At 25.8% G+C, this 13,504-nt stretch carries 13 protein-coding genes; 2 read left to right on the top strand and 11 right to left on the bottom strand.

The window, feature by feature from the left end; all coding sequences use genetic code 11:
• Positions 1-6: 6 nt before the first annotated feature.
• A complete protein-coding gene (locus I2H23_RS15320; RefSeq protein WP_271932856.1) occupies positions 7-852 on the bottom strand; it encodes a sensor histidine kinase in 846 nt (281 codons plus the stop codon).
• 205 nt (positions 853-1,057) lie between these two features.
• The gene (locus I2H23_RS03640) at positions 1,058-1,753 is read right to left on the bottom strand and encodes a response regulator transcription factor (protein ID WP_195581102.1); all 696 of its coding nucleotides are present in this window, start codon (positions 1,751-1,753) and stop codon (positions 1,058-1,060) included.
• A 230-nt stretch (positions 1,754-1,983) separates the two neighbouring features.
• Between I2H23_RS03640 and I2H23_RS03635 the strand changes: the two genes are divergently transcribed.
• Positions 1,984-3,906 carry an FUSC family protein gene (locus I2H23_RS03635; protein ID WP_195581101.1) on the top strand — a complete coding sequence of 641 codons (1,923 nt, stop codon included), beginning with the start codon at positions 1,984-1,986 and terminating at the stop codon, positions 3,904-3,906.
• A gap of 101 nt (positions 3,907-4,007) precedes the next feature.
• On the opposite strand, the gene I2H23_RS03630 is transcribed toward I2H23_RS03635, so the two are convergent.
• From I2H23_RS03630 to I2H23_RS03620, 3 genes are all read right to left on the bottom strand, one after another.
• Positions 4,008-5,342 carry a ClC family H(+)/Cl(-) exchange transporter gene (locus I2H23_RS03630; protein WP_195237675.1) on the bottom strand — a complete coding sequence of 445 codons (1,335 nt, stop codon included), beginning with the start codon at positions 5,340-5,342 and terminating at the stop codon, positions 4,008-4,010.
• A 129-nt stretch (positions 5,343-5,471) separates the two neighbouring features.
• A complete protein-coding gene (locus I2H23_RS03625) occupies positions 5,472-5,837 on the bottom strand; it encodes a CGGC domain-containing protein (RefSeq protein WP_195237674.1) in 366 nt (121 codons plus the stop codon).
• A gap of 322 nt (positions 5,838-6,159) precedes the next feature.
• Positions 6,160-6,843, bottom strand: coding sequence for an MBL fold metallo-hydrolase (locus tag I2H23_RS03620; RefSeq protein WP_195581100.1), 684 nt, complete (start codon positions 6,841-6,843; stop codon positions 6,160-6,162).
• Positions 6,844-7,072: 229 nt separating this feature from the next.
• On the opposite strand from I2H23_RS03620, the gene I2H23_RS03615 reads away from it, so the two are divergent.
• Positions 7,073-7,468 carry a (deoxy)nucleoside triphosphate pyrophosphohydrolase gene (locus tag I2H23_RS03615; RefSeq protein WP_195581099.1) on the top strand — a complete coding sequence of 132 codons (396 nt, stop codon included), beginning with the start codon at positions 7,073-7,075 and terminating at the stop codon, positions 7,466-7,468.
• A 108-nt stretch (positions 7,469-7,576) separates the two neighbouring features.
• Here I2H23_RS03615 and I2H23_RS03610 read toward each other — a convergent pair whose 3' ends face one another.
• The 6 genes from I2H23_RS03610 to I2H23_RS03585 form a co-directional block, all read right to left on the bottom strand.
• Positions 7,577-8,776 (bottom strand): S41 family peptidase, encoded by a 1,200-nt coding sequence (locus I2H23_RS03610; protein ID WP_195581098.1) that lies wholly within the window; start codon positions 8,774-8,776, stop codon positions 7,577-7,579.
• A 237-nt stretch (positions 8,777-9,013) separates the two neighbouring features.
• Positions 9,014-9,859 (bottom strand): creatininase family protein, encoded by an 846-nt coding sequence (locus I2H23_RS03605; RefSeq protein ID WP_092926037.1) that lies wholly within the window; start codon positions 9,857-9,859, stop codon positions 9,014-9,016.
• A gap of 15 nt (positions 9,860-9,874) precedes the next feature.
• Positions 9,875-11,251: an MFS transporter gene (locus I2H23_RS03600; protein ID WP_195581097.1), complete on the bottom strand. Its 1,377-nt coding sequence runs from the start codon at positions 11,249-11,251 to the stop codon at positions 9,875-9,877.
• A gap of 192 nt (positions 11,252-11,443) precedes the next feature.
• A complete protein-coding gene (locus I2H23_RS03595) occupies positions 11,444-12,343 on the bottom strand; it encodes an AraC family transcriptional regulator (RefSeq protein WP_195581096.1) in 900 nt (299 codons plus the stop codon).
• Positions 12,344-12,597: 254 nt separating this feature from the next.
• Positions 12,598-12,948 (bottom strand): GIY-YIG nuclease family protein, encoded by a 351-nt coding sequence (locus I2H23_RS03590; RefSeq protein ID WP_092926043.1) that lies wholly within the window; start codon positions 12,946-12,948, stop codon positions 12,598-12,600.
• A gap of 221 nt (positions 12,949-13,169) precedes the next feature.
• The gene (locus I2H23_RS03585; protein WP_176698684.1) at positions 13,170-13,328 is read right to left on the bottom strand and encodes a hypothetical protein; all 159 of its coding nucleotides are present in this window, start codon (positions 13,326-13,328) and stop codon (positions 13,170-13,172) included.
• Positions 13,329-13,504: the final 176 nt, after the last annotated feature.

Raw genomic sequence — 13,504 nt, 5'->3', positions numbered from 1 at the left:
TGTATCTTAATTTTTCATATATACATAAAAAGTTGTTCCTACATCCTTTTTAGATTCTACTTTTATATATCCACTTTGCTTATTTATAATCTCTCTTGCTAGATAAAGACCCACTCCAACACCTTCTGTGTTTATTACATCACAACTTCTATAAAATCGCTTAAATATATGATTAATCTCACCTTCATCTATTCCAATACCATTATCTACTATACTTATTTTAGTAAATAGCTCCATTTTATATAATTTTATATTTATATGCCCATTATCTTTGGTATATTTTACTGCATTTTCAACAATATTAAATATTGCTTCACTAGTCCATTTTTTATCATGATAAAGTTCTAATTTTTCATCAATATCTACATCTATGGATATGTTTTTTTCTTCTGCTTTTAAATATACACCACTAAGTGCATTTGCAATTGTATCACTTATTCTATATCTTTGAATATTTAATGCTATTATTCCATTTTCTAACCTAGACATTTTTATGAGGGACTTAACTAGCCACTCTAATTTATTAACTTGATGTTGCATATTTTTTAAAAATGTTATCTGTTTATCTCTATCTAGTTCTCTATTTATTAAGGTTTCATTATACATAGAAATATTGGCTATTGGAGTTTTTATTTGATGAGAAATATTAGCTATTAAAGACTTTATATTGTCTTTTTCCTCTAAATATATTTTATTTTTATTTTCCATAATTTCTATCATATATTTAAATTTATTTTGTATTTTAGATAGTAAAGTGTCATCATTAGTTTCTAAAATTATTTCTTTATCAGATATAAAAGCGTCTATATTATCTATAATATCATTACTAAATTTAATAATATTTACTCTCACAATATATATAAATAATATCCCTATTATTAATGATAAAAATAAAAAACAAAAACTTATATTGTTAATTTTTTTAACTTCCTCAAAAGAGTTTGGATACATATATATAATACTTTCTGTTTGTTGTCGGATTAAAAGAAGTGCTATTATTGATATTATTATATATATAATAGAAAAGTTTATATAATAGTTACTAAAAATATTTTTACTATTTTTCATTCTTTTCACCAACCCACATATATCCCATTTTATATACAGTTTTTATGTATTTATGATTAGACGATTTATCTTCTATTTTACTTCTTAGTCTATTAATATTTACTGTTAGAGCATGCTCTTCTATGTATTCTGAATCATTATCCCAAATTGAATCTATTAGTGCTTGTCTTGTAACTATTTGATTTTTACACTTTACTAATTTTTTTAGTATTTTGTATTCTATTGGTGATAGTAAAATATTTACTTTATTTTTAGTTACTAGCATTTTTTCAAAATTAAATTCAAATTCCCCTTCAACTAGAGTATCTTCGTGTTTTTCTTTATTACTACAACGTCTAAGCAAAGCTCTTACTCTTTGCATTAATATATTTATATTAAATGGTTTTGTTATATAATCATCAGCACCTATTTTAAATCCATTTATAATGTCTGATTCCATATCACATGCAGTTAAAAATAGTATCCCTACATTAGAATTTTCTCTAATTTTTTTACAAAATTCAAATCCATTTCCATCTGGTAAGTTTATATCTAGTATTATTAAATCTATAGTATTACTATTAAAAACATTTTCCCCTTCTTTTAGATTGTATGCATGTATTACATTAAACCCATCTGCTTGTAAATTAAAACAGATTCCATGGTTTAACATAATGTCATCTTCTACTACTAGTATATTTCTCATTTTGATTTTTCCCCTTTATAAGTTATACATTTTATTATATTACCAAATAATTATATCATTATTTTAAATAATTTTTCAAATTCATATATGCCTTTGTTTAAACTATATCATGTTCAATAAAAATATCATTATATGTTAATGATAAAACTGTAACACTCTAGATTTAAGTATAAAGAATAAGGGTATAATTAATAAAAATTTAAACTTTCAAACTGCAAAGGAGCTTTGACATGGATAAGAAAAAAGTAATTTCAACAACTATAATGTTTTTAGTTATAGTTGCTGCTATAATAGGTTTTAAATCTATATTTGGTGAAATTAATACCTTAGTTGGAGTTGCAGGCATTACAGCAGCTCTTTCTTTACTTGGTACTGATTATACAATAACACCAATAAAAAGTACTATATATTTTGTATTTATTGAAGTATTACTTGGGGTTAGTTCATTTTTAGCATCAACTAATGCTTTTTTAGGATTAGTTATAACTTTTGCCATTATATTTTTTATATTATACCAATTTACATATAATACAAAAAAACCTACATATATTGCTTTTACACTAGGTTATTTCTTTATGCTTTATACACCTGTTAGCATCAATGAATTGCCTACTAGATTAGTATCTCTTATATTTTGTGGACTTTTTATAATGACAGTACAAATGATTGCAAATAAAAATAAGTTACAAAAGCAATCTAAAGTTACTATTAAAACGGTAATAGAGTCTATTAATGAAGAAATAGTATTAATGATAAATAATGATAGTATAGAAAGTGTAAATAATTTAAATTCTAAAACTTATGATACACTAAAAGAGCATATATCAGATGTATATAAAAGATTGGATAAAAATATTGAACTTCCAGTTTCATTAATCCAATCATTATTTATATGTCAGTTTTTAGAAAGTGTAAACTTAATACTAGATGAAGTTAAAAACAATACAATTAATGAAGAATTTACTTATATCTTAAATAAAATAAACGCATTACTTTGTAATATAGATGAGTTTATAGATAGAAATATAACAGTTGATGATGTTATACTTAAAATAGATGAATTCTTAATTGCTATCGAAAAATCTAACTCAAAGTACTACAAAATTTATGAATTACAAGGTTGCGTAATTTTATTAAAAGAAGACTTAATACTTTCAAAAGAAAAAAATTCAAAAGAAGTTTGTGAAAAGTATTTCGTATCAAATGCAGTTGATAGATTAAATGATTTAAAAAATAATTTAAATAAGGACTCTCTTAAGTTTACTTTTGCATTTAGAGGTGCATTAATTACTAGTATTGGTGTATTTGTAGTTGCTTTCTTTAATATACCACATGGTAAATGGTTAGTTTTCAGTTTATCATCTATTGTCCAGCCTTATCTTGAATCTGGACAAACTAAAGGTAGGGAAAGAATCTTAGGAACTATAATTGGATTAATTATATTTGAAATTTTATTCTCTATAGTAACAGATAATTCTATGAGAGCTTTTATTATACTTATAGTTGGATATATTAGTAATTACCAAACAGAGTATAAGTATCAAATGATATGCACAACTATTTCGGCTCTAGGAGCAGCATCTATTGGTAATAATATAAATGAGCTATCTATCAGTAGAATATTTTTCGTTCTTTTAGGTACTATAATTGCTCTATATGCAAACAAAGTAATTTTACCATATAAAATGAGTGATGTTACAAAAAACGAAGTTAAAAATTCTTTAAGTTTAAATGAGCAAATACTTGCCAAATTATACAATACAGGATTAGTGAATGGAACTATTAATGACGATTTAAAGGATGTAATTACTCAAAATATACGTCTTAATAAAAAGATATATTTTAATAATAATATTTTGTTATCAGATGATTTAAATGAATTTGTACATAAGCAACATATATTTATTAATAAACTACGTTTCTTAGTAAATAACTTTAAGAAATACACTAATAAAAATTCATCACATAACTTAGTTTTATTTTACAATATAGATATGCTTTTAAATAAGGATATTTCTACAAAAGATATTATAGATTTCTTAAATAATATAGATGATAGATTGAGTAAGTTAATATTAATAAATGTACTTGAGTTAAAAGAAACTATTATAGAATCTAAAGATATATCAAAAGTTATATACAAAACTCTATAATAAAATAAGGTTATTCATTAAACAAAGTGAATTACTATTAAAAGCTAAATAAACTAAAATAAAAAGCCAAGCTTAATGCTTGGCTTTTTTCTATCTAAATATTATTTACTGCTTTCTTTAATTTTATCATAAGCTTTAACTTTATTTTCAAGTAAAGAATCATAAATAGGAGGGCAATTTAATAAATTAGCTACTAAATACGCAACCCCACAGACTACTATAATAGGTCCTAGCTGAGTAAGTGCTCCACTCATTTCAAATACTAATATAAATCCAGTAATAGGAGCTCTGACAACAGATGTAAACATCCCTGCCATTGCTAATAATATAAAGTTATTTAAATATGAAGTATCTATAGCTCCCATTAAAACTAAAACTTTTCCAAATATAATTCCTACTAATCCACCTAATGTTAAAATAGGAAATAGTATACCTCCAGGAGTTCCTGGTGCAAAACTTATAAGTGAGAATATATATTTTCCTATTAATAATATTATAGCTAATTTAATAGTAAGTCCACTAGCTAATATACTATTTATAAGCTTATCCCCACCACCTAAAACTTGAGGTAAAAACATGCCAAATACAATAGCTAACATAAAAGGTATAATCATTTTATATCTTAGTTTTGTATTTATATTTGAATATATGTCTATAGTTTTAAGTAATCCTTTATTATATATAACTCCACTTAACCCAATAACTATTCCAAGTACTATTAAAGATATGTAGTAATTAGCTGGCATATTTAAAACTTTGTCAACTATTAAAGTATGTGTTTCTCCAAAAAATATCCATGTAACTAAATCAGAACTTACACAAGCTGCAACAGCTGTTATAAATAGTACTGGCGAAAAACTTTTATGTACTTCTTCTAAGATAAACATAACTCCAGCAAATGGTGCATTAAATGCTGCTGCAAGACCAGCTCCCGCTCCTGTTGAATATAAATATACAAATTCTTTTTTACTTAGTTTAAATCGTCTAGATATAGCATGTGCAAAACTCCCACCTAATTGAATAGATGGACCTTCTATACCAAGAGATAGTCCAGCTCCCATTGCTAGTACACCATTTACAAATTTACTTACTAAAATTTTAAAAGAATGAATTATTTTTAATCTTCCTTTTAAACAGCCTTCAATTTGTGGAATACCACTACCTGATATCATAGGATTTTTCTCAACTGAATATCCAACAATATATCCTATAATAGCAAACACTAGTATTCCCAAAATTACATATTCCAAGTGATTAGCCATAAAATTATATATATTTAAACTAATTTTTTCTGCATATTTGGAGCATAACCTATACAAGGAAACTATAAATCCTACACCTACTCCTATTAAAATACTTTCAAAAACAATTCTTATTTTAAAAGCCTCTGAGCAATTTCCATTATCAGGTATACAACTATTTTCTAAGTTATCCATTTTATCACCTCGTATATAATATTACCCAATTAAATAGCTACATAACTTTTTCTATTTAAATTTTCTAAAAATAGATAATCTTTATTTATTGTATAGTAAAGCCAAGTCTTAAGCTTGGCTTTACTGTAATTATTCACTTTTTAGTATGTTTATATTATTGTTCTTTTTACCTTCTTTTGACCCGTGTGTATATCCAATTACTTCAAAATGTTTAGCAAATTCTTTAGCATACTCTTCATAATGAGAGCATCTCCCTCTTATGCATGTAGATATATGTATTACATCAACTTCTGCTTTTTTTAATTTTTCTATTTTTATATCTAAACTTTCTAATGGCTTTTCATCACAACCATTACAAGTATTAAAAGCAACTAATTTACAATTACCTTCATATCTTTCAAATGAATCTTTACATTCATTAAATGCTCTAAAGCATCCATTAGCGGTACACCTTTGTGAAACATCCCCACAAGTATATATAGCAACTTTTTTCAATTTCTTCCTCCTATGCTTTTTATTTTTACTGTATTTATATATAATTATACATTATTTTGCCTTTTTTTCAAATTAATAGTAAAATTTATTTTTAAATTTTAATTATAAATATATTTTACAACTACATAACTATATTTTTTTGTACTCTGTAAAAGAGACTACTAAGTATGGCTTAATTTTATAAAATTCCATTTGGATGCTAAAATTATTATAAGCGTAAAATAAGAGGGTATCGTTAAACACGATACCCTCTTATTCTATATATTTATCATATATACAGTATAAATATCTTTTGTAAACATCAATATGTTCTACTTACTTATTACTTGATATCAAATTCTCTATTTATTTCATTAACATGAATAATTCTATACTTATAATCTTTAGATTCCTCCATTTTAGATAACTTATCTACAAGAGAATAGTCCCCGCAACAATGCATAGGAAAAGCTAATTTAGTATTAGTGTTTCTCATAAATTCATCAAATCCTAAATAAAAGTATTTTCCTTGTCTAGAATCAAGTGGTACAAATGCAATATCAAAGTATCTATCTTTTATCTTTTCTATTTCATGTTTATACATCTTTTCCATCTTTTTATTTTCACTATCAATTTCACCTTCCCAATGCCACCAGTTCAAATCACCTGCATGGTAAATAGTTTTACCTTCTACAGTTATTACAAATGCTACTCCTAGATCTGTTGATTTTAAAGTTTCTATTTTTAAGTCATCAATATACACTGTTTCATTTTCTTTTACAAGGTGAATATCTTCTTCTTTTTTAACTTTTATATCATCTGATAATATGTATTTTATATTTTTATACTTTGACCTTAAGTCAAATATTACCGGACTAAAATGGTCACTATGACTATGACTTGCAAAAATATAAAGTTTTTTGTTTTTGTCAAAGTCTGGTAAATTTCCTTCAAAGTAATCAAATAGTAAGATATTTTTTTCAAGCTCTAAACAAAAGCTACTATGATGAATATATGTTATTTTCAATGTTAACACTCCTTTTACTCTATTTATTATATTCTATATTATTTTTACCCTTATTAGGTCATATAAATTATATACTTTTAAATGTTGTATACTTTTTACCATTTTTAGATTTAATTATATTATATATTATTCAATTATTTTCCTATTACAATTATCTATACTTATATATTTATAATGTATTAAACATAGAGTATAATAAGTAAATATAAAAAAACTAGAGGTGAAACGAATGAAGAAAAAGGTAAAAGTAGTTGCTGCTATAATAGAAAATGATAATAATGAAATATTATGCGCGCTTAGATCACCACAAATGGTACTTCCAAATATGTGGGAGTTTCCAGGCGGTAAAGTTGAAGAAGGCGAATCATTATATGAAGCTATAGAGCGCGAAATAAAAGAAGAGTTAAAATGTAATGTTAAAGCTATAGATATATTTAATGATATCGATCATGAATATGAAAATTTCATTGTAAATCTTATATGTTTAAAGTGTAAGTTAGTTGAAGGTAATCCAATAGCTTGCGAGCATTCTAAGCTTATATGGTTAAAAAGAGAAAACTTAGATTCTTTAAAGTGGGCTCCTGCTGATGTATCTGCTGTTAATAAATTGATAAAAGAAAGGTAATAAAAATTATGAGGATGTAATATACTTGTGTGAAAACAATTTAATTACATCCTATTTATTATTTTTAATAATATTAAGAAGGTAACTTTATTTAACTTTGTTTGTTATTTAATCATTGATATTTTCAAGTTCTAATACCTTTTTTATGCAGTTATCGTCTTTAAAATTCACAGTCCTTTTGCAATCTTTTATTTTAAAATCTGGAGTGGTTTTAAACTCTTCATCACATATTCCATCTTTGTTTAAATACATACCACTTGCCATCCTCGCTATTAAGCCACTGTTTTTTAACTTAAACAACACAGGATCTAGTCCTCCACCATCTCCTCCAGTAGTTTGTCCTATTAATGTTGCAAATTTAGTTTCCTTGCAAAACATAGAAAATGACTCTGATGATGAATATATTTTTCCATCTACAAGCAAGTATATACTGCCTTCAAATTTTAAATTAGGATTAGCTTTTATAGTATAAGACGTATTTTCAAAATCACTAAACTTTTTTAAAGTTTCCTCTGGCGCATTCTTCTTTACATTCATTGGTAGCTTTTCTATAGGTTCTAACTTTATATGTCTTACATCGATATATTTTTTAACGATTTCACTATTATTTCTATAAGTTCTATAGCCATTTACTTTAATATCATTTTTTATAAGCTTAGATACTATTCCTTGCCAATACCTATCGCTTCCTCCTAAATTTCCTCTTATATCAATAATTAAAGCTTTATGTTTTCCTAATGTACTAATATAATCTCCAATCATCTTTAGATCTTTATCTGTAGATCCATTCTTTGATGCCATTGATGGTAAATATATGTATCCAACCTTATCTTTAATTACATCTTTTAAAATTAACTCTTTTTTAAAAAAAATATCCTTTGATATTTTTATTTTAGGCTTTATAGAATTATATCTATCTACCACTTTTTTATCGTCAAGAAAGTCATACCAATTATTATTAGAATATGATTTTTTAAAAAGTTCATATCGTTTTTTATTATCTATTAATTCAGTGTGCCTATTATCTAGGTCAGATAATATAGATGACATTTCTTCTATAAATTCTTCGTCATTTTTAGTATTTTTAATTCTTTTTAGATATTTATCCTTATTTCCTAGCCAATCTATATTGTTACATCTCTTATTTACATCTAGATAAGGATATCCACTTTTGATAGTATTATACACATACTCAAAGTCCTCTACCTTTTCTCTCTTAGAGAGTTGTTCCTTTTTAGGATAAATGCAATTACCTATTGTTATTATAAATATAAAAATAATTGCTAAAAATAATATTTTCTTTTTCATCAAGTTCACATCCTTATTTTTCCAATAACCTTAAACATTGTAACATTACTTTACAAGAAAATCTAGATTACTACATTCTCTATGTATTTAATTTTATACAGATATTTTGTGATATAATTTAAATAATAATCGAGAAGTTCTATCTATATGTTGATAATCGTAAAAAAGGATATAAGTAAATTTTTTAAAATATACTTATATCCTCTATCTTTATAAATATTATATTATTATTTATCTCTATACTCTAGTTCTTGGTAACCACTCTCCATATTTAGGAGCCACTTCTTCATTATAAAATTTATCTAAATCATTCATCATTTTAACTACATTCTCCATATCTATATCATCAACAATTTGTTCTATAAGCTCTATACCACGTTTAGCATATTCTAATCTTTGTTCTGCAGATTCAACTTTAGGAGTTGGCATATGGTCTTTAGGATCTCCAAAATAATATCCTATAGATCCAGATTGATAAGCCATATCAAATAAAGGATTTGCAAAGGCAACTGTTTGCTCTACTTGTTCTGAAAAATCCATTCCTTCGCCTGTGCTAAGTGGTATATCTTCTAATCTTCCCATTATCTCATATGCACCAAATGATATGTAATGAAAATCATTAATGTCTTTAAATACTCCAGATGACTTCTTAAACATCGACATACATAAGTCTAAGTATAGTATTGGCACTTTAGTATCATCAAAGAAATCTCTAACCATCGGGCTACAAGTCATATGTGCTGGTCCATGAAAACTTATATATATCTGTCTTTTAAAACCTTTTGTTAATAAACTTTTAGCTATTTGATATAAATAATCTATTCCAGCCCTTATACTTACTTGAACTGTACCTCTACCTGAAGCCGTAGCTCCTGCATAAAAATATGGTAAATTATTAAGTACTAATCCATTAACTTTTTCTGCCATTTTCAATGCAAAAGCTTCAGAAATTACTGTTTCACAATCTAATGGCATTGCACCGTGCATCTCTACTGTTCCAACTGGAACTATTATAATATCATTTTTATCTAAATATTTTTCAACCTCATAATTTGTTAATCTAGGTAAAAAACGAGTACGCATTTATTATTCTCCCCTTTATCTTCTTTGTTTTAACTCACTATACATTTGCTGGGTTTTTTTATTATTTAAATTAAATATTAAACCTATCCCTATAAGTTCAAGTATACATGTTACAACTATTATACCTGTGCTTAAGTATCTTATATTTTCAGCAACACCTATTGGTTGAGATGCAGCTCCTGCAACATATCCTATTAACCCTAAGGCATAACTTGCCACTGTTGAAGCTAAAGTTGATCCTATTTTACGAGAAAATGTATATATAGAGTACATTGACCCATCATTACGTTCACCTGTTATCCACTCATGATAATCTAGACAATCTGTTACTAAAGCCCAAATTATAACTGTAAATACACTTTGCCCTATACAGAATATAGTATTTAGAATTAAAAACACATACGGGTTTGGTATCGGTACTAAGAATAAACCTACAGAACCAACTGTATTAAATAAAACTGTATAAAGTATTAAGTTTCTTTTACCAAATTTTTTAGCAAGCGCAGGTATAAATACTACACATAGTATTGTAATTGGTAAAGTTGCAATAGTAGCTATTGTTAATATTTGAGGAGCATTATAATACTCTTTATATAAATATGTACCCATTGAACTATTAGCAGTAATATATAATAATGAACCTACTGTAGCTACCATTACACCAATTAAAGGTCTATTTTTTACTACACTTTTTAAAACCTTAAGATAGTTGAACTTGCTACCTGTATTTTTTTCTTGACTATATCTTTCTGTTGTAAGTGTTAGTAATCCTATATAACAAAGTATAGATAATAATCCAAATACAATAGCAACTTTAAAAAATGCTGATGGTACAACATTTCCACTTTTATCAAATAAAATTTGAGGTAAGGCTGCTAAAGCACCAAATCCAACAATCATTCCTCCAAGAGAGCGAGCACTAGATAATTTAGTTCTTTCAACTGGATCTTGAGTTATTACAGCTGCCATTGATCCATATGGCATAGATGTTCCTGTATAACACATACCGTATAATATATACGCTACAGATACCCATACATGTTTTGCCGTATCATTAAATGAAGATACATCTGTAAAACATAATACCCCTGATATAGCTAATGGAACTATAAATATCTTTATCCATGGTTTAAACTTGTCTCCTGATTTACCTATTCTCCATCTATCTGGAAAAGATCCCATAATAGGGTCATTTATAGCATCCCATAAACGTGAAACTAAAAATAGTGTTCCCATGTAAAATGGTGATATTCCTAAAACATAAGTACAAAATGTTAAAAAGAATGAATCTACATATAAATTAATAAAACTTCCACCAGTATCACCTAATGTATATCCTATCATATCTTTAAAACCAAACTTTCTTTGACTACTCTCAAGTTTAATCCCCATTATTCTCCCCCCTTAAGATATCGTTTTCAAGAATTTTAAAAATGATTTTAATGTATGTAGCAATATGTCGTTATAACTTTATATTAAAATAGTCCCTCCCTCCTGAATGTATTAAGTATTATAAATATAAATAATAACTTAAATATTGCTTCATATACTATATACTAGTATACCAAGAAAACATTTTGAATATTATATTTTGTTGTTAATATTGGTAATCTTGCTGTTATTGTTTATTTTTTTCATATATTCACTTGGTGTCATATTATTCTCCATTTTAAATGCTCTGTAAAATGTAGCATAATCATTATAACCGCATTTTTCATATATCTTGCTTGGTAATAACCCTTGATGCATTAATTTTTTTGCATTTTCCAACCGTTTATGTGTTATATACTGACCTATTGAAATGCCTAAAAGTTTCTTAAATTCATGAGAAATATAATATTTACTTACAAAAAAGTACTTCTCTAGGTAATCTAATGTTATTTTTTCGTTATAATGTTTATTTATATAATCAACAATATAAGATATTAGAAATCCATTCCCTACCCCATTAGATATGCAGCCAACTTGATTCATACTCATTCTATTAAACTTAGCTAACATTAGCCCTAATATAGAAGTGGCGTATATATCACTTGCATAATCATCACGATAATACTCATCTACTAACTGATCTAACATAGAAATTATGTATTTGCAATCTGGTTCATTTGGATGTAAATAGTTGCAATAATAAATGGAATTTTTATTAAAACATAAAGATAGGTCACTTTTCATTGTCGATATTTTTTCCATATAAGACTTACTTATCCATAAAACCATACGCTCATATGTATTCTTAGTATCTAAAAATATAGGTCCATGCTCCTCGCCTGGAGAAATTAATATAACGTCACCATGCCTTAGTTTGTACTCTAAGTCATTAACTCTATACTTAATATTACCAGATAAGAAAACACATACTTCATAAAAATCATGTATATGTATTGGAATTTCATTTTTGACTATATCTTTATAATAGAAAATTTCAAAATCTTTACTATTCATGTTCTGGTTATATTTGAAAATATTAACCTTTGACTTCAATATGCTCCCCCCTAAAGTTGTAACTTCTATCTATTTATAATTATTATATTCTTAAAATTAACTAGATTCAAATAATAATTATAAATAAAAAAGACATGTTTCAATATTTAATCGAATAAAGATCTTTTTTATTTTTGCCATTGGTACATGACTGAGAATCTAAATTTTCTTGAATTAGTTGATTAATTTAATTATACCATAACTCAAAATTTTAATATTTCTCATCGCTTTTGAGTCAGCTTAAATTCTACTTTCTATATTTCCTCTACATTTTCATTGATAAATTTATCTTTACACATTTCTCTTAATATTTTTAGCTCTTCACTATAATCAACTTTACCTTCATCCTTATCATAAGGAAGTATCTCTACTATCTTTATTTCAAAGTTCTCTTCTTTATTTTCATTCCAATCTTTTTGAAGTTTTTTACATCTATGATTGTTTAAATTTAATTTAAATCTATCACCATTTATTGTTGCTTTTATATTTTTGTCACAACCTAAATAAACAGTATTTGTGTTTATAGACTTAAACATATATACCCCCATCTCTGGTTTCATTTCTTTGTATTGTTGTATTAATTCTTTTTTTCTTGATCTATCCATAACTTATCTCCTATATATTCCGTAATAACTTGCTTTACAAAATGTTACTACCTAATATCATTGTAAACGCATATACAATTTTATGGTAATTTGTTTTTCTATGCAATAAACAATCCGTAGAGTTAAACTCTATATAGCGCTTATTATATATAATAATAAATTCCTATACTACGATAATACTTTTTTGGATTTCAATGATGACGTCGAATCTTGCAAAGACTTTATATAAAATAATTTAATCCTACTAGGTAATTACTACACATTTTTATTGTTCTACCTACTACAGCTTCATCTAATTCTATTAATCTTTTAAAACCTAATTCTCTACCTATTATAATTGGTCTCTTATTTAGGTGTTTATAGTTTACAATTTCAAACATTATGTTAACATTATTTTTACTCTTTTATACTTTTTTATTATCCCTTCATAGTATACTTCACCATAACATTTTACTTTATTTAAATTATTAATTCTCTATATAACATTTTTTTGATACTCGTCAAAGCTTTATATGATAAGTATATATAGGCGTAGGAAGTAAAATAAAAATATTAA

This window comes from Romboutsia sp. BSD2780061687b_171204_C1 (assembly GCF_015560225.1).
GTDB lineage: Bacteria > Bacillota > Clostridia > Peptostreptococcales > Peptostreptococcaceae > Romboutsia_C > Romboutsia_C hominis.
Note: the sequence above shows the minus strand (reverse complement) of the source record. Positions and strands in the feature narration are given on the sequence as shown.

Coding starts and splice junctions, on each gene's coding strand:
- I2H23_RS03640 (WP_195581102.1), bottom strand. CDS start 1,753: ATGAGAAATATACTAGTAGTAGAAGATGACATTATGTTAAACCATGGA.
- I2H23_RS03635 (WP_195581101.1), top strand. CDS start 1,984: ATGGATAAGAAAAAAGTAATTTCAACAACTATAATGTTTTTAGTTATA.
- I2H23_RS03630 (WP_195237675.1), bottom strand. CDS start 5,342: ATGGATAACTTAGAAAATAGTTGTATACCTGATAATGGAAATTGCTCA.
- I2H23_RS03615 (WP_195581099.1), top strand. CDS start 7,073: ATGAAGAAAAAGGTAAAAGTAGTTGCTGCTATAATAGAAAATGATAAT.
- I2H23_RS03610 (WP_195581098.1), bottom strand. CDS start 8,776: ATGAAAAAGAAAATATTATTTTTAGCAATTATTTTTATATTTATAATA.
- I2H23_RS03605 (WP_092926037.1), bottom strand. CDS start 9,859: ATGCGTACTCGTTTTTTACCTAGATTAACAAATTATGAGGTTGAAAAA.
- I2H23_RS03600 (WP_195581097.1), bottom strand. CDS start 11,251: ATGGGGATTAAACTTGAGAGTAGTCAAAGAAAGTTTGGTTTTAAAGAT.
- I2H23_RS03590 (WP_092926043.1), bottom strand. CDS start 12,948: ATGGATAGATCAAGAAAAAAAGAATTAATACAACAATACAAAGAAATG.
- I2H23_RS03585 (WP_176698684.1), bottom strand. CDS start 13,328: ATGTTTGAAATTGTAAACTATAAACACCTAAATAAGAGACCAATTATA.